The organism is Photobacterium damselae, assembly GCF_003026815.1.
Classification (GTDB): Bacteria; Pseudomonadota; Gammaproteobacteria; order Enterobacterales; family Vibrionaceae; genus Photobacterium; species Photobacterium damselae.
Genome location: NZ_PYOG01000047.1, coordinates 1 through 16,530 on the forward strand (window position 1 = coordinate 1; position 16,530 = coordinate 16,530).

Annotated in this window: 11 protein-coding genes; 7 read left to right on the forward strand and 4 right to left on the reverse strand. The window is 42.2% G+C overall.

The features are described from left to right. Window positions 1-737: 737 nt before the first annotated feature. The 5 genes from ltrA (at window position 738) to CTN07_RS21055 (ending at window position 8,135) form a co-directional block, all read left to right on the forward strand. On the forward strand, window positions 738-2,024 hold the full coding sequence (ltrA, locus tag CTN07_RS21035; protein WP_005302120.1) for a group II intron reverse transcriptase/maturase: 1,287 nt from the start codon (window positions 738-740) through the stop codon (window positions 2,022-2,024). A gap of 785 nt (window positions 2,025-2,809) precedes the next feature. Then, window positions 2,810-4,537 carry a dipeptide ABC transporter ATP-binding protein gene (locus CTN07_RS21040; protein WP_005302117.1) on the forward strand — a complete coding sequence of 576 codons (1,728 nt, stop codon included), beginning with the start codon at window positions 2,810-2,812 and terminating at the stop codon, window positions 4,535-4,537. A gap of 60 nt (window positions 4,538-4,597) precedes the next feature. Beyond that, window positions 4,598-6,157, forward strand: a complete 1,560-nt coding sequence (locus tag CTN07_RS21045) for an ABC transporter substrate-binding protein (RefSeq protein ID WP_005302114.1) — start codon at window positions 4,598-4,600, stop codon at window positions 6,155-6,157. A gap of 56 nt (window positions 6,158-6,213) precedes the next feature. Next, entirely contained in the window at window positions 6,214-7,191 is a 978-nt protein-coding gene (locus tag CTN07_RS21050) for an ABC transporter permease (RefSeq protein ID WP_005302113.1), read from the forward strand. 2 nt (window positions 7,192-7,193) lie between these two features. After that, complete coding sequence (locus CTN07_RS21055) at window positions 7,194-8,135, forward strand: ABC transporter permease (protein ID WP_005302110.1); 942 nt, start codon at window positions 7,194-7,196, stop codon at window positions 8,133-8,135. Window positions 8,136-8,189: 54 nt separating this feature from the next. On the opposite strand, the gene CTN07_RS21060 is transcribed toward CTN07_RS21055, so the two are convergent. Next, complete coding sequence (locus tag CTN07_RS21060) at window positions 8,190-9,557, reverse strand: YjiH family protein (protein WP_005302108.1); 1,368 nt, start codon at window positions 9,555-9,557, stop codon at window positions 8,190-8,192. A 485-nt stretch (window positions 9,558-10,042) separates the two neighbouring features. Here CTN07_RS21060 and CTN07_RS21065 point away from each other — a divergent pair, with 485 nt between their 5' ends. After that, the gene (locus CTN07_RS21065) at window positions 10,043-11,194 is read left to right on the forward strand and encodes an iron-containing alcohol dehydrogenase (RefSeq protein ID WP_005302105.1); all 1,152 of its coding nucleotides are present in this window, start codon (window positions 10,043-10,045) and stop codon (window positions 11,192-11,194) included. Between the two features lie 89 nt (window positions 11,195-11,283). Here the strand turns inward: CTN07_RS21065 and CTN07_RS21070 are convergent, their stop codons facing one another. From CTN07_RS21070 to CTN07_RS21080, 3 genes are all read right to left on the reverse strand, one after another. Beyond that, window positions 11,284-11,601 carry a hypothetical protein gene (locus CTN07_RS21070; protein WP_036764593.1) on the reverse strand — a complete coding sequence of 106 codons (318 nt, stop codon included), beginning with the start codon at window positions 11,599-11,601 and terminating at the stop codon, window positions 11,284-11,286. A gap of 149 nt (window positions 11,602-11,750) precedes the next feature. After that, entirely contained in the window at window positions 11,751-13,106 is a 1,356-nt protein-coding gene (gene gorA / locus CTN07_RS21075) for a glutathione-disulfide reductase (protein ID WP_005302102.1), read from the reverse strand. A gap of 172 nt (window positions 13,107-13,278) precedes the next feature. Then, window positions 13,279-14,118 carry a 23S rRNA (adenine(2030)-N(6))-methyltransferase RlmJ gene (locus CTN07_RS21080; RefSeq protein WP_036764591.1) on the reverse strand — a complete coding sequence of 280 codons (840 nt, stop codon included), beginning with the start codon at window positions 14,116-14,118 and terminating at the stop codon, window positions 13,279-13,281. Between the two features lie 197 nt (window positions 14,119-14,315). On the opposite strand from CTN07_RS21080, the gene prlC reads away from it, so the two are divergent. After that, complete coding sequence (prlC, locus tag CTN07_RS21085) at window positions 14,316-16,358, forward strand: oligopeptidase A (RefSeq protein ID WP_005302096.1); 2,043 nt, start codon at window positions 14,316-14,318, stop codon at window positions 16,356-16,358. The last annotated feature ends 172 nt before the right edge of the window (window positions 16,359-16,530 follow it).

Genomic DNA, 16,530 nt, shown 5'->3' on the forward strand with positions numbered 1-16,530 from the left:
TTTGCCCAGCGAAGCTGGCAAACCCGTCAGATTGAAAGAAATCTGAATCACCCCGACTGAGGGGAAGATAATCCGAGTCGCAAGGGCGTCACTGGCCAACGGTGGGGTCTGAAGGAAGCGATAGGAAGTTAACAGTACACAACGCAAGTAAACCTGCTTCGGCAGTATAGGTGGGTAAGCGTCCGAAATATCGCGAAGCCCTATACTCAGTCAGACCTATGCTGTGCTTGAGGGTGGCATCGTTAATAGGGAGTCAGTGCAGTAACTGGGGAAACCTGGCATCACATCAGGATAAGGCCAGAAGCACTAGCTCAAGGTGAGAGCCAAGGCTGGAGTTGGTGTGAGGTGGCAGATGAATCCGTAGTAGCGAGTAAGGCTTGGCCTGTGAAGCCCAGTAATGGTGTGGAGGGGAAAACTAAGCTGACCAACAGCAACGCGTCTGTTGGGGTGCCCATTAGCCAAAAGCGATGAGGTGCTGCGAAGGGAGGAAGTATACTTTTAAGTCTGTGATGAGCAGGTATTTTTTTTAGTGGTACACAAACCGACTCGCTATCGGAGTCTTCCGCAATGGAGCTCTTGGGAACAAGAGGTCTAGAACGAGAAACTGTACAAGGGAGTAGCTTAGGCTCAATTTAGTAGATTGCCAATGTGCTAGAAGGCTAAATAGCAGAGTGAAATAGACCAACATTAAAAGAAGATATCCTGTCCCCATACAGCGCACAACCCAAAGGAAGAGAGTGAGAGTTTACTACAGTTTGTATGGTCATCTGCTGAGTAAGCAGCGACTCTACAAAGGATTTAAACAGGTGTGGAAAGCAAAAGGCGCGGCCGGAATTGATAGGCAGAGCCTGAGTGACTTCGCCTCAAATCTGAGTGATAACCTCGATCAACTTCTTCTTGAACTCAAAACTAAGCAATACAAACCACAAGCAGTCAGAAAGGTTGAAATCCCTAAAGATGGCGGAGGTGTAAGATTGCTCGGCATCCCGAGTGTTCGGGATAGAGTTATCCAACAAACCTTAAACGATCTACTCACCCCAATTTTCGAGGAGCAGTTCCACCCATCTAGCTTTGGGTATCGGCCTCGAAGAAGCTGCCATGATGCTATCAATAAGGCCACAATGTTCATCCGTCGATATGGTATGCGGCATGTAGTCGATATGGATCTGTCGAAGTGCTTTGATAAGCTCGACCACGAGCTTATCCTGACAAGTATCAAAAAGCGGATCACGGATAGCAGCATACTAGAACTGATTAAACAGTTCTTACAAAGTGGGGTGATAGCGAATGGAGAATGGCATGTAACAGAGATCGGCAGTCCTCAAGGAGGAGTTATTAGTCCGCTGATAGCAAATATCTACCTTGATGCCTTTGATCAAGAGATGCGTAAACGAAATCACCGAATCGTGCGCTACGCAGATGATATTTTAATCTTCTGTCGAAGTCGGCGAGGTGCAGAGAACGCGCTCAAGCAAGCCAGAAAAATACTAGAGAATGATCTGAAACTGAAAGTGAACCAAGAGAAGTCTCATATCGCACACAGTGCGGAAGGGGTAAAATTTCTAGGCGTTGAAATAGGGAGTAATTATACCCGTATTCAACCGAAGAAAATCAAAGGGTTCAAAAGAAAGTTGAAGCAGATGACACGGCGAAATAGTGGTAAGCCACTGACAATGATCATCGATGCCCTGAACCCAGTATTACGCGGGTTTGGTCAGTATTTTAAAATCGCCAATACCAGCAGAGAGTTTAAGAGCCTAGCAGCATGGCTAAGACGCAGACTACGCAGCATCCAACTAAAATTATGGAAAAAGCCGATGAAGTTGCACCGCAGGCTAAAGCAGCTTGGGTACAAACCACCGTTCCAACTATTCATCAAGATGAATAGTTGTAAAAATGCAGCGAGTCCACTTGCGAGTTATGCGATGCCAAACCAGTGGTTCGCCGACCTAGGGCTGGTAAATTTAGGGCATATAAAGACAGGGTATGTGTTCAGCAATTATGCTGAATGGAAGTATACATGAGCCGTATACGAGGTCCGTACGTACGGTTCTGTAAGAGGGATGAGGCGGTGACGCCTCACCCTACTTGATGTTTACGGGGCTAAAAATACTAAGCGTCACTTTATGAGCTGTAATGCTGGATTATCTACTTCTGTCAGCCTTGTCTCATACTGAAAGCCTCAGTGGAAAGAGCAATATCTTGTGCCAAATTCAGCTTCCAAGTGCTAGATCTCTGCATAACTCTATACTTGCTTTACCCGTAATTTAAGTCATCTAGATTTCTATTAGAAGCTAGCCTATCGTATAGGGCTGATATTAAAAGTAGATAATTTGATATTTTATAGCCCACCTCTCCTAATATTATTCTGCTTATATTCTTCTTTATTAGCAAAACCTCTTAATTCTATCCACCTTGTCTGTTATTTAAGCTGTATTTGACTAACAATATAGTAAGATGTTTTAAATTTGTTAAAGTTTGATTTTTCTCATAGTGCAAGAATATGCAGGATCAAAAAAGTAGATTGTTGATAGAAATCACGGTATTTATAGTTAGATAAACTAAAAGTAAAATCTTTATCGCATTATTAGTTGTTTATTTATTCGGTGATAAATCATGCAAGTGAATAATATTTGATTAAATATTCAATCTATATCTTGTTGTTTAAAGTTGTTAGTATTGATTTGTTGTAGTTTTGTAAAATATTGGCTTAATGATTAAGCGTATTCTGATTTAGAGCATTGTTCTAAATCTCATGGATGAAATATCACAGACATGGAATGGAACTGTTAGACAGTTGGAGTCTGAAATGGCGTTATTGGAAGTAAATAATCTACGGATAGAATATCCTTCTCGACATGGTGTGTTTGCTGCAGTGAAATCACTATCATTTAGTATTGAACGTGGCGAGATTGTGGGTGTTGTTGGTGAGTCTGGTGCTGGTAAATCCACAGTGGGCAATGGGGTTATAGATCTGCTCAGTCCTCCGGGACATATTGCCAGTGGCGAAGTACTGCTAGATGGAGAAGTAATTTCTGGTTTAACTCCAGATCAAATGAGGAAGATAAGAGGAAATAAAGTGGGTTTTATCTTCCAAGATCCAATGACTTCATTGAATCCACTCTTCACGATTGAACAGCAACTTACAGAAACTATCGTGACAAACTTAAGGCTTTCTAGTTCTCAAGCGTATCAACGAGCATTAGAACTATTACAGCAAGTAGGCATTAACGATCCTGAAATTCGTATTAAGCAGTACCCACATCAATTTTCCGGTGGTATGCGTCAACGTGTAGTCATTGCCATTGCACTTGCAGGTGAGCCGGATCTGATTATTGCTGATGAACCAACCACTGCGTTAGATGTATCTATTCAAGATCAAATCCTTAATCTTATCCGTAAGCTCTGCCTTGAAAAAAATGTTGGTTGCATGTTGGTGACTCATGATATGGGAGTCGTTGCCAATGTGACAGACAAGGTAGCGGTAATGTATCAAGGTGATTTGGTGGAGTTTGGCACGACAGATCAAGTTCTTCATCATCCAAATCATGCTTATACACGCAGTTTAATCTCTGCTGTACCTCGTTCCGATATCAAGTTAAAGCGTTTTCCTTTAGTGAGCTACATTGAGCAGGCAAAAGAGATGAAGCCGCTTGATATCAAAACACATTGGTTGGGCCAACGAGAGCAGCAGCGAGACTATCAAGGTGCGCTATTACAAGTGAATCAAGTTAATCTGCGTTTTATTACTAAGGATTCATTCTTTGCCAGTCGTCGTGAATATGTTCAAGCTTCAAATAATGTGAGTTTTGATATTTATGAAGGCGAAACATTTGGCTTAGTAGGTGAATCTGGTTCTGGAAAATCGACGATAGCCAGAGTGATAGCGGGTCTCTATCCACCTAACTCTGGTCAAGTGGTCTTCGAAGGTATTGATCTCACCGCTTTGACATCGGAGCGTCAACGCCAGCCTTTTCGTCGACAGATGCAAATGGTATTTCAAAACCCTTATACATCTATGAATCCTCGGATGAGAATCTTCGATATTATTGCTGAGCCTATTCGATTCCACCGACTGACAGAAAATGAAACGCAAACCCGAGCAGTTGTGAATGATTTACTTGATCATGTAGGTCTTGGCCGAGCTGCTGGGGTGAAATATCCTCATGAGTTTTCAGGGGGCCAGCGTCAACGTATTTCTATTGCTCGTGCTTTAGCAACCCGTCCTCGGCTTTTGATTTGTGATGAGCCAACTTCTGCATTGGATGTTTCCGTTCAAGCTCAAATCCTCAATCTGCTTAAAGATCTTCAAGATGAACTAGGTTTGACTATGTTGTTTATTAGTCATGATTTACCGGTTATTCGACAGATGTGTGATCGGGTAGGTGTTATGCAATATGGCCAATTGCTTGAGGTAGCGGCGACCGAGAAATTGTTTACGGATCCTGAGCATAGTTATAGTAAAAAGTTAATTTCTTTAATGCCTGAGTTTACTGGATTAAAAGAATCGCCACAGCCAGTAGCGGCTTTGGGATAATAGATAAAAAGCACACAACATCAGGGATATGATCCCCATTTCGCGTAAAGGAGTTATGCAATGAAAACCTTAAAGAGTAAATTGGTTGTCGCATTAATGGCAGCTGGATTGAGTATGAGTGCGTTAGCCGCTGAAGTGAAAGTGGGATATGCCTCCGATCCTGTTTCTTTGGATCCTCATGAGCAATTATCAGGGGGAACGCTGCAGTTTTCCCACATGGCTTTTGATCCTTTAGTGCGTTTTACTCAGAAAATGGAATTTGAACCGCGTTTAGCTCAAAGTTGGCAGCGTATCGATGACCATACTTTCCGTTTTACCCTGCGCCAAGGCGTGAAATTCCATTCGGGTAATACTATGACGGCCGATGATGTGATTTGGACGTTCAACCGCCTGCAAGACTCCCCTGATTTTAAAGCTATCTTTGAACCATACTCAGAGATGAAGAAAGTGGATGATTATACGGTGGATTTGATTTCAAAAGACACCTATCCATTGGTACTACAGACTGCCACTTATATCTTCCCGATGGATAGTAAATTTTACAGCGGTAAAACTGAAGATGGTAAGGATAAAGCAGAAGTGGTTAAGCATGGTAACTCGTTTGCTTCTACTCATGTTTCAGGTACCGGCCCATTTACCGTGACCGGGCGTGAGCAAGGGGTAAAACTGGAGTTTGCTCGTTTTGCTGACTACTGGGATAAAGACTCTAAAGGCAATGTTGATAAAATTACAATTTTGCCAATCAAAGAAGACGCTACCCGAGTTGCGGCGTTATTATCGGGTGGTGTTGATATGATCCATCCTGTTGCTCCTAATGATCATAAGCGAATTAAAGAAGCCAGTGATATTGATTTAGTCACTTTGCCTGGCACTCGCATTATTTCTTTCCAAATGAATCAAAACAGTAATGAAGCATTAAAAGATCCTCGCGTTCGTCAGGCGATTGTACATGCCATTAATAACGAAGGTATTGTTAAGAAGATCATGAAAGGTTTTGCGACGGCTGCAAACCAACAAGGACCTGAAGGATATCAAGGTTATACCCCTGAGCTTGTTGGTCGTTATGATCTCAAAAAAGCCAAAGCATTAATGAAAGAAGCTGGGTACGAGAAAGGCTTTAACCTATCAATGATTGCGCCAAATAATCGTTATGTAAATGATGCCAAAGTTGCACAAGCTACAGCCGCGATGCTCTCAAAAATAGGGATTAAAGTTGATTTAAAAACCATGCCTAAAGCTCAGTATTGGCCTGAATTTGATAAGTGTGCTGCTGATATGCTGATGATTGGCTGGCACTCTGATACGGAAGATTCAGCTAACTTAACTGAGTTTCTTACTATGACTCGTAACACCGAAACCGGTAAGGGCCAGTATAACTGTGGTTTCTATTCCAACCCTGAAGTTGATCAGTTAGTGGAAGCCGCTAATAAAGAAACAGATATGGCAAAGCGAAAAGAGATGCTGCAGAAAGTGGAAACCTTACTGTATAAAGATGCCGCCTTTGTTCCTCTTCACTGGCAAAGCGAGGCTTGGGGCGCTCGCTCTAATGTCCATGCCGCTGAAATCGTTAACCCGATGGTAATGCCATATTTTGGTGATTTGGTGGTTGATAAGCAGTAATTAGCAGTAAACAGAGCCGATAGGAGTGTCGGCTCTGAGCTTATGAGGAACAAGGAATGTTTACTTTTTTGGTTAAACGCCTATTTCAGGCGCTGATAGTGATGTTTGTGATCAGCTTGGTGGCGTTTGCTATTCAAGATAATCTCGGTGATCCATTACGTGAATTGGTTGGACAGTCGGTATCTGAAGCTGAGCGGCAAGAGTTACGTAATGAATTGGGGTTAAATGATCCTTTTGTTACTAAATACGGTCGTTTTCTCACTAATGCAGTACAGGGCGATTTAGGAACTTCGTATACCTTTAAACGACCAGCAGCTGAAGTGATATTAGATAAGTTAGTGGCAACTCTTGAGCTTGTCTTTGGAGCAACGGTATTGATCGTTGTGATATCCATTCCGCTTGGAGTCTATTCGGCGATTCACCCTCATAGCACCGCAACGAAAGCCATAATGGCCTTTAGCAGTATTGGTATTTCCATCCCAGTATTTTTAACTGCAATCATGCTGATGTATGTTTTTTCCATAGAACTTGGCTGGCTGCCGTCCTTTGGTCGTGGCGAAACTACAAATGTTTTTGGGTGGGAATCGGGATATTTTACTTTAGATGGTTTAAAGCATTTAGTCTTACCTTGTGTTGCGCTAGCTTCCATTATGTTGCCACTTTTTATTCGTTTGGTTCGTTCCGAAATGCTCGAAGTTTTAAGCTCTGAGTATGTGAAGTTTGCCAAAGCAAAGGGGTTACCATTACAAGCGATTTATTATCAGCACGCATTAAAAAATACTATGTTACCAGTGCTTACTGTCGGTGGTGTTCAGATCGGTACCATGATTGCCTATACCATACTAACCGAGAGTGTCTTTCAGTGGCCGGGAACAGGGTTGCTGTTTTTGGATGCGATTAATCGAGTGGATACTCCTTTAATAACCGCTTATGTCATTTTTGTTGGTCTGATCTTTGTTGTAACCAATACTGTGGTTGATTTGCTCTATGGTTTAGTTAATCCAACAGTGAATTTAACGGGTAAGGGAGCGTAATCATGAGTGAGCAAGTAATTACAACACCAAGTCGTTGGCAGCGTTTTAAACAATCCGATTTTTTGTATTTCTTCCGTAAAGATAAAGTCGCAATGGTTAGTTTTGCGATCTTTATGGCTTTTGCCACTATGGCTGTCTTTGCCCCTTTTATTGCACCGACGAACCCTTATGACTTGTCATCAATCGATATTATGGATGCTGAACTGCCTCCGTCATGGATGGATGAGGGGGATGAGCGTTTTACTTTAGGTACTGATGATCAGGGACGTGATATTTTTTCTACCATCTTATATGGTTCTCGGTTATCACTCACTATTGGTTTGTTAGCTGTTGGATTGCAGTTAATTCTTGGGGTTATTATCGGTTTAAGCGCGGGATATTTTGGTGGTCGTATTGATAATTTTTTAATGCGCATCGCCGATGTTCAACTGTCATTTTCAACTATGATGGTGGCAATCATTATCTCTGCTATTTTTCGAACCGCATTAGGGTCTGAGTTGTATGCTCAATATGCTGTGGTGATGTTGGTTGTCATTATAGGTATTGCCGAATGGCCACAGTATGCCCGTACTATCCGAGCTTCCGTACTGGCGGAGAAGAAAAAAGAATATGTTGAAGCGGCAAAAGTTATGGGCTTTAGAGCTCCTCGTATTATGTTTCGTCATATTCTTCCTAACTGTTTATCGCCAATTTTAGTGATATCTACAGTACAGGTTGCTAATGCGATTATGTCAGAAGCCGCATTGTCTTTCTTGGGTTTAGGTTTACCGGTAGATCAACCGTCGCTAGGCTCTCTAATTAGTATTGGATTTAACTATATTTTCTCGGGTGCTTGGTGGATCACCGCATTCCCTGGACTGGTATTGGTGGTGCTGGTATTGGTTATTAACTTATTGGGTGATTGGCTGCGAGATGTATTCAACCCTAAGATCTACAAGGGTTGATGAAGCCTGTGGAGACATAAAAAGAAAAGGCGATCTGATGATCGCCTTTTTGTTTTAGAAAATTAGATGTGCTACACCAGCAATAACAGGTAGTGTGACCAGTGTTCTTAGAATAAAGATCACAAACAGCTCCCAGATTTTTACTGGAACCTTACTACCAACTAATAGAGCACCAATTTCAGACATATAGATAAGCTGAGTGACTGACATTGCCGCAATGATAAAGCGGGTCATCTCGCTCTCAATACCAGATGCTAAAATCGATGGTAGGAACATATCTGCAAAGCCAACCACGATAGTTTCTGAGGCAGCAGCAGCTTCTGGTACATGCAATAGCTCAAGAAACGGAATGAATGGCTGTCCTAATAGCTCAAAGACTGGGGTGTTTTCTGCGACCACGAGAGCAATTGTACCGATAGCCATAACAATTGGCAGCACACCAAATACCATATCTACCGCATTTTTTACGCCATCTAAAGCAACAGCACGTAAGCTTTTTACTTCCGCAGCTTTATTTAGAGCTTGTTCAAGACCGTAACTTACAACGTTGTGACCTGCTGGAACGGCTTCAAAATCTTCTTTTTCTGTGGTGCCATCAATGTAGACATCTTTTTTCCATGACAGTGGAGGCAAACGAGGAACAACAACGGCAGCGACAAAGCCAGCCAAACATACTGTTAAGTAGAAAGGAGCAAACATGTTTGCAAGGCCTACTTGAGTAATTACAACCAAGCTAAAAGTAATAGATACCGCTGAGAATGTTGTACCAATGATGGCTGCTTCTCGTTGAGTGTACATGCCTTTTTCATATTGTTTACTTGTTAGTAGTACGCCAACACTGCCGTCGCCTAGCCATGATGCAATACAGTTAACAGATGAGCGACCCGGTAAGCCGAAAACCGGACGCATGATGCGAGTAAACAAAGTGCCAAAGAACTCTAGCAGACCAAAATTAAGTAATAGTGGTAATAGTAAGCCAGCAAAAATAAAGACCGAAAATAGTACGGGAAGTAGATCGTTCAGTACGAGACCGCCCGTTGCTCCATCGCTGATCATCGCAGGACCAAAACCGAAGTAGGTCATAAGGACGAAGGCACCACCTAAGAGCTGTACGATGAACCAAGCCGTCGATGGATTAAATAAACCATTAAGGAAAGCGTTTCGAGTAATAAAAGAAGGTTTAATGGTTTTAGTTATGATCGACATAACCGCAGTAAAGCTGATCACAAAGGTGACAATATCAACCAGTGAGCCTTCAAACAGCTGTTGCACTGTTTTTGCTAGTACTGCAATTGGAATTGTGATGTTGCCGTCATAGCTGATCGGAGCCATGAATAAAAATACGCCAATTAACGATGGTAATAAAAACATCATCCAGTTGGATTTGGACTTGGCGGGTGGTTTAGCGACGTGTTCTTGCATAATGAAACCTTTCTGATAGTAATTTTAATGTAAACAACGGCTTGCTATCTATTTTCGTTCTCTTAAATAGCTATTTACTGATCATCCCTAACCAGAAAAAATCAGATTACAATTTTTATATTGAGATTGGAATAGTCTGTAGTGAAAAAATAAATAATTATTCGCTTATTGTTATTAATTATTCTTAAGTGAGCTTGTGCATAGCATTATATCTTTGGCTATCTGACACGCTAGAAAAGGATAGATAAGAATCAGCTGGGTAATATTTATTATTGCAGATTAGTAATAGTGTTTTCTTTTTTTGTGGGATTGTTGTGATATCGGAAAGGTTTATGATGTTTCTCGTCGAAGCAAACAACATAAATAAAGCAGACAGCCATAGTGCTGAATCGACAAATCCAATAACCGATTTCAAGGTCTTATTGCATTAATTACGGTGCGATAAGAACAACAAAAATTACATATAAATTAAGTGGAGCACGACTATGAGCAATGTATTTTACATGCCTCCTGTAACATTAATGGGCCCAAATGCAATTCAATCCCTAGGTGCTGAATTGGCTTCAAAAGAGCTTAAGAAAGCTTTGATTGTCACCGATAAAGTGCTAGTGGAAGTGGGCTTAGTAAACAAGTTAACTGAAGAGCTTGCTTCTCATCAGCTAGACTATGTTATTTATGATGGTGTTCAGCCAAACCCAACAGAAAAAAATATTGAAGATGGCTTAGAGTTACTAGCTACAAGCCAATGTGATTTTGTAATTTCTTTTGGTGGTGGTTCTTCACACGATACGGCAAAAGGTATTGCATTAGTGGCGGCAAATGGTGGTCATATTCGAGACTACTCAAAAGGTGTTCATCTTTCTAAAAAGCCACAACTTCCATTAGTAACAGTAAATACAACCGCAGGTACTGCATCTGAAATGACGGTTTTTGCTATTATTACTAACCAAGAAGATGAAACTAAGTACCCTGTAGTTGATAAGCACTTCACCCCAATTATTGCGGTTAACGATTCTGAACTTATGGTTGCAATGCCTAAATTCTTGACCGCAGCAACGGGTATGGATGCATTAACGCACGCTATTGAAGCTTACGTTTCTACTGCTGCGACACCGATTACCGATGCCTCAGCAATTAAAGCAATTGAATTGATTGTTAATAATTTAGAAACGGCAGTTAATGATGGTCAGAACCGCGCAGCTCGTGATGCAATGCAGTACGGTGAATATTTAGCGGGAATGGCGTTCTCAAATGCATCATTGGGTTATGTTCACTCAATGGCGCACCAACTTGGCGGTGTTTACGATCTTGCTCACGGCCTATGTAATGCGATTCTTCTTGCTGAAGTATCTCGTTTCAATGCGCAACAAGTTCCTGAACGTTTTGTTGATATTGCAAAAGCGATGGGGGGTGATGTTTCGGCAATGACTCAAGAACAAGCGGTTAATGCTGCTCTAGAAGCGATTGACGCGCTATCTGAAAAGGTAGGAACGAAACAACGTTTAGGTGATTTGGGTGTTACTGAAGATAAGCTAGCATTTATGGCGCAAAACGCACTGAATGATGCTTGTTCTTTGACTAACCCTCGTAAAGCCAGCCTTGAAGAAATTATTGCGATCTTTAAAGCTCGTATGTAATTTGAGCTAAACAAGTAAAGCGACGGCTAATGTGGCTTCGCGACTGAAATAACGAAGGCCTTGGACTCTGTTCTGGGCCTTTTTCATAACTACAGATTGAAGCCTTCTGCATAATTTTCTTGTGCCTTTTCAAATTGATGATGAGGATCAAGAGTCTGTGAATGGCTATTAGGGAAGCTTTTTATGTGGGCATTCGGTGAAAGATATAAACAGCGAATGACTCTTATACATGATTCAACTACAGCATCGGCTCGTTGTCTTTCTTTGTCATCTCCTAGATTTGCTTGCTTGTATCGTTGAGCACATCTAAACATAAGAAGTAACTTTTTGTTATCTATACCTTCAAATGCAGTAGATAGATGACCGTTTGATAGAATATCAATTGCCTGTGTATCGTGTTTGTCCATTATATTACCCTATAGTTTTGTTCCTTTAGATTAATATAAGTGACCTTTAAATTTCTATATATATTTAAGAGAGTTGTTTTGAAGGCTTTGCATGAATAGATAGAATAAAGGCCACCGAAGTGACCTTTTAAAATTAAAGAGCTAATACTTTAGCGCATAGTAACAAATTCTTCAGAACCTGTTGGATGAATCGCAACAACACTATCAAAGTCTGCTTTTGTTGCGCCCATCTTCATCGCAACACCAAAGCCTTGGATCATTTCATCAACACCAAAACCGATGCCATGTAGACCCACAACTTTCTCATCTTCACCAGCACAAACTAGCTTCATACGACAAGGCTGACGATGCTGAGTAACGGCAGTGTACATAGCCGTAAAGCCGGACTTATACACTTTCACGTTCTCTGCACCATACTGAGCAATGGCTTCTGGCTCAGTTAGTCCGATTGTACCAATTGGTGGGTGGCTAAATACCACGGTTGGTACTAGTGCATAATCCATTTTTGCATTTGGTTTGTTGTTAAATAGGCGCTCAGATAACTGGCGACCAGCTTTAACGGCAACAGGAGTTAGTTCAATACCACCTTCCATGATATCGCCTACACAGTAGATACCTTCAACGTTGGTTTGTTGGAATTCATCAACTTTGATAAAGCCACGATTGTTTGTTTCAACACCCGCTGCTGCTAGATTGATAGCGTCTGTAGTTGGCTCACGACCAATCGCCCAAATTAGGATATCAGTGTTGTGTGATTCACCGTTTTCAAAGTAAAGCGTTACCGTACCGTCTTCTTCTTTTACCACTTCTTTTGGTACAGAATGAGTGTGCAGTGTTGGACCTTCTGCTGCCATTACTTCTGTTAGTGTTTCAATGATCATTGGATCAAAGCTACGAAGTGGTGACTCTTTACGGACAAATAGGTGAGTATCTGTGCCTAAGCCATTTAGTACACCTGCAATCTCAACGGCGATGTAACCTGCACCTACAACGGCAGCACGTTTTGGTTGCTCTTTGAGTTCAAAGAAACCGTTAGAATCGATACCGTGAACAGCTCCAGGAATGGCCGGGATTGATGGACGACCACCAACGGCAATGAGAATATGATCGGCGGTGTAGTGTTCACCGTCAACTTCTACTGTTTTTGCATCAACGAACTGAGCAAAGCCGTTGATCACTTCGATTTTATTGTTGCCAAGTACCGTCTCATAAGAGGTGTGGATTCGGCTGATGTAAGCTTCACGACTTTCAACTAGTTTGCCCCAGTTTAGGCCTTTCATATCAACATCGAAGCCATAATCTTTTGCGTAAAGGTGCATTGCTTCAGCAATTTGAGCGCCATGCCACATCACTTTCTTTGGCACACAACCTACGTTTACACAGGTGCCACCTAATGCTTTTGCTTCAATTAACGCGACTTTTGCACCATACATTGCTGCTCGGTTCGCTGAAGCAATACCACCACTACCGCCACCGATACAGATGTAATCAAAATGCTTTGCCATGACCTTACTCCATCTCTCATGTCTTTTAATAGATTCTGTGACCTAGTGTAATCAAGAAACAGAGCGTTGACGAGCGGGATAAATCGATAAATTCGATGGAAATAATCGTAAATAAACACAAAAGGCGAGCATCAAGCCCGCCTTTTGCTCAAAACTATGTGAGGTATTGGGATTATTCTGGAACGATCCACTCAACCAAATGGTGGCCTGTTTCAGGCGCAATTGCTTGTTGTAACCAAGGTAGGATTGCTTGCATCTGGCTCTCTAATTTCCATGGTGGATTGATCACAATCATCCCAGAAGCCGTCATACCTCGTTCATCACTATCAGGTGCTACACCTAATTCGATTTGCAAAATCTTACGGATGCCCAGCTTTTCTAAACCTTTGATCATTTTGGTGATGTTTTCACGATAAACCACAGGATACCAAATAGCATAAGTACCTGTTGCCCAGCGTTGATAGCTGTCTTTGATTGCGTTAACCACATCCATGTATTCATGTTTTAGTTCGTAAGGTGGATCAATCAGCACCACACCACGACGCTCTTTGGGTGGCAAACTGGCTTTTAGACGAGCAAAACCATCTTCTTTGAACATTTTTACCTGACGATCACCGCGAAATTCTTGCAGTAGCAAAGGAAAATCATTGGGATGCAATTCGGTTAATACCATGCGGTCTTGTTCACGAATTTGTGCGCGTGCCACTCGTGGTGAACCTGGGTAATAACGCAGTACATCGCCTTTGTTTAGTGCAGTAATAGCATCTAGATAACTTTGGATCTCAGTGGGTAGATCGTGTTGCTGCCAGATTTTAGCAATACCATCTTTGTATTCGCCCGTTTTTTCACTGCGCTCATCTTGTAGATCATAACGACCAACACCTGAGTGAGTATCGTGGTAGACGAACGGTTTATCTTTTTGTTTAAGCGCATCTAAGATCAGACTTTGTACGATGTGCTTGACGACGTCTGCGTGGTTGCCGGCGTGAAAACTGTGACGATAACTCAGCATGGGATTCGATACTCGTAGGTTGGTTAGCAATATTGCGAGGGCGGTATTATGGCGAATTATGGCTAAATATCCAGCACAGCACACAATCTTTTCCTGTTCATCTGATTATGGACGATTAAAATTGATGGTAGCTAAGGATTGAATTTTGTCTGATCAAGACTCATCTAATAAAGAATAGAATAAAAAAGGATACGCACATGTCTAACCCATTACTCTCTATGACGGATCTGCCTCCGTTTGCTCACATCTTGCCAGAACACGTAAAACCTGCAGTAGAACAAGCGATTGCAGATTGCCGCGCTCAGGTAGAACAAGTCTTAGCAAATCCTCAAGCACCGAGCTGGGAGACAATTTGTGCCCCTTTAGCGGAAACTGATGATCGCCTTAGCCGTATTTGGTCTCCAATTGGTCATCTTAATGGGGTGAAAAACAGCCCTGAACTACGTGAAGCTTACGAAAGCTGTTTGCCGCTATTATCCGATTACGGTACTTGGGTCGGTCAGCATAAAGGGCTTTATGAAGCGTATAAAGCCATCAAAGGCAGTGACGAATTTGCCGAACTATCGCAAGCACAGCAAAAAACGATTACTGATGCACTAAAAGATTTTGAGCTATCGGGTATTGGTTTACCTGCGGCAGAGCAGAAGCGTTATGGTGAGATCAGCAAGCGTCTATCTGAGCTATCTTCTAACTTTAGTAACAATGTGCTAGATGCCACTATGGGCTGGACTAAGCATATTGTGGATGTTAATGAACTGGCTGGTTTACCTGAATCTGCATTGCAAGCGGCACAAGCAGCAGCTCAAGCCAAAGAGTTGGATGGCTACCTACTTACCTTGGAAATGCCATCATATTTGCCAATGATGACTTACTGTGAAAATCGTGCATTACGCCAAGAAATGTACGAAGCGTTTGTTACTCGTGCGTCTGATCGTGGTCCAAATGCAGGCAAATGGGATAACAGTGAAATCATTGCGGAGAAACTGAAATTAAGCCATGAGTTGGCGCGTCTCCTTGGTTTTAATAGCTACAGTGAAAAGTCGCTAGCGACAAAAATGGCGCAAACTCCCGAGCAAGTTTTGAGCTTTTTAAATAACCTGGCTGAGCGAGCTAAACCACAAGGTGAGCGCGAAGTGGCTGAGTTACGTGAATACGCCATGACGGAATTTGGTGCTGCTGATTTAGAACCATGGGATTTTGCGTTTTATTCTGAGAAGTTAAAGCAACATCGCTACAGCATTTCAGATGAAGAGTTGCGCCCATATTTCCCTGAACAAAAAGTGGTAGCTGGTCTGTTTGAAGTGCTAAATCGTCTATTTGGCATGGAAATCAAACCACGAGCAGGTGTTGAAGTGTGGGATGAGTCGGTAACGTTCTACGATATCTTTGATCTCAGCGGTACGCTACGCGGTAGTTTCTATCTTGATCTATATGCTCGTGAGCACAAGCGTGGTGGTGCGTGGATGGATGAGTGCATGGTACGCCGTACTCGTTTAGATGGTTCGCTACAAACGCCAGTGGCTTATCTCACCTGTAACTTTAATAAGCCAGTAGGTGATAAGCCTGCGCTCTTTACCCATGATGAGGTGGTAACGCTATTCCACGAAACGGGCCACGGTATTCATCATATGCTAACTCAAATTGATGTTCCTGCTGTGTCGGGTATCAATGGTGTGCCATGGGATGCGGTTGAGCTACCAAGTCAGTTTTTAGAGAACTGGTGTTGGGAAGAAGAAGCGCTGGCGTTTATCTCTGGTCATTATCAGACTGGCGAACCACTACCAAAAGCAATGCTAGAGAAAATGCTGGCTGCGAAGAATTTCCAATCTGCGATGTTTATTTTGCGTCAGTTGGAGTTCGGCATGTTCGACTTCACGCTATACACTAACTACGATCCAGAGGTGGGCGCTAAGGTGCTTGATACGCTATTTGAAGTTAAAGAGCGTGTATCTGTAGTACCAAGCCCTGAGTGGGGCCGTTTCCCACATAGTTTCAGCCATATCTTTGCTGGTGGTTATAGCGCCGGTTACTACAGCTATTTATGGGCCGAATTGCTATCGGCAGATGCATTCTCTCGTTTTGAAGAGGAAGGGATCTTTAATACGCAAACGGGTAAAGATTTCTTAAACTGCATCTTAGAAAAAGGTGGCAGTGATGAGCCGATGACGTTGTTTAAACAGTTCCGTGGTCGTGAGCCACAAATTGATGCGTTACTTCGTCATAGTGGTATTACTGGCTAAAGAGTCTTTGTCTTTAAAGTGATACTAAAAACGGTCTCGATATGAGTAATGCCGATCAGTTAAGCTCAAAATGATCGGTTGAATGATCCTATAGATGTGTAAAAATCCAAGTGTATTTAATGCACTTGGATTTTTTTATGGACGTTTCTCAAGCTCTAAACGTAATTAATAA

Bases quoted from the DNA above. Each gene is read 5' to 3' on its own strand.
- CTN07_RS21065 (WP_005302105.1), top strand. From the start codon at position 10,043: ATGAGCAATGTATTTTACATGCCTCCTGTAACATTAATGGGCCCAAAT.
- gorA (WP_005302102.1), bottom strand. From the start codon at position 13,106: ATGGCAAAGCATTTTGATTACATCTGTATCGGTGGCGGTAGTGGTGGT.
- CTN07_RS21040 (WP_005302117.1), top strand. From the start codon at position 2,810: ATGGCGTTATTGGAAGTAAATAATCTACGGATAGAATATCCTTCTCGA.
- CTN07_RS21080 (WP_036764591.1), bottom strand. From the start codon at position 14,118: ATGCTGAGTTATCGTCACAGTTTTCACGCCGGCAACCACGCAGACGTC.
- CTN07_RS21055 (WP_005302110.1), top strand. From the start codon at position 7,194: ATGAGTGAGCAAGTAATTACAACACCAAGTCGTTGGCAGCGTTTTAAA.
- CTN07_RS21070 (WP_036764593.1), bottom strand. From the start codon at position 11,601: ATGGACAAACACGATACACAGGCAATTGATATTCTATCAAACGGTCAT.
- CTN07_RS21060 (WP_005302108.1), bottom strand. From the start codon at position 9,557: ATGCAAGAACACGTCGCTAAACCACCCGCCAAGTCCAAATCCAACTGG.
- prlC (WP_005302096.1), top strand. From the start codon at position 14,316: ATGTCTAACCCATTACTCTCTATGACGGATCTGCCTCCGTTTGCTCAC.
- CTN07_RS21050 (WP_005302113.1), top strand. From the start codon at position 6,214: ATGTTTACTTTTTTGGTTAAACGCCTATTTCAGGCGCTGATAGTGATG.
- CTN07_RS21045 (WP_005302114.1), top strand. From the start codon at position 4,598: ATGAAAACCTTAAAGAGTAAATTGGTTGTCGCATTAATGGCAGCTGGA.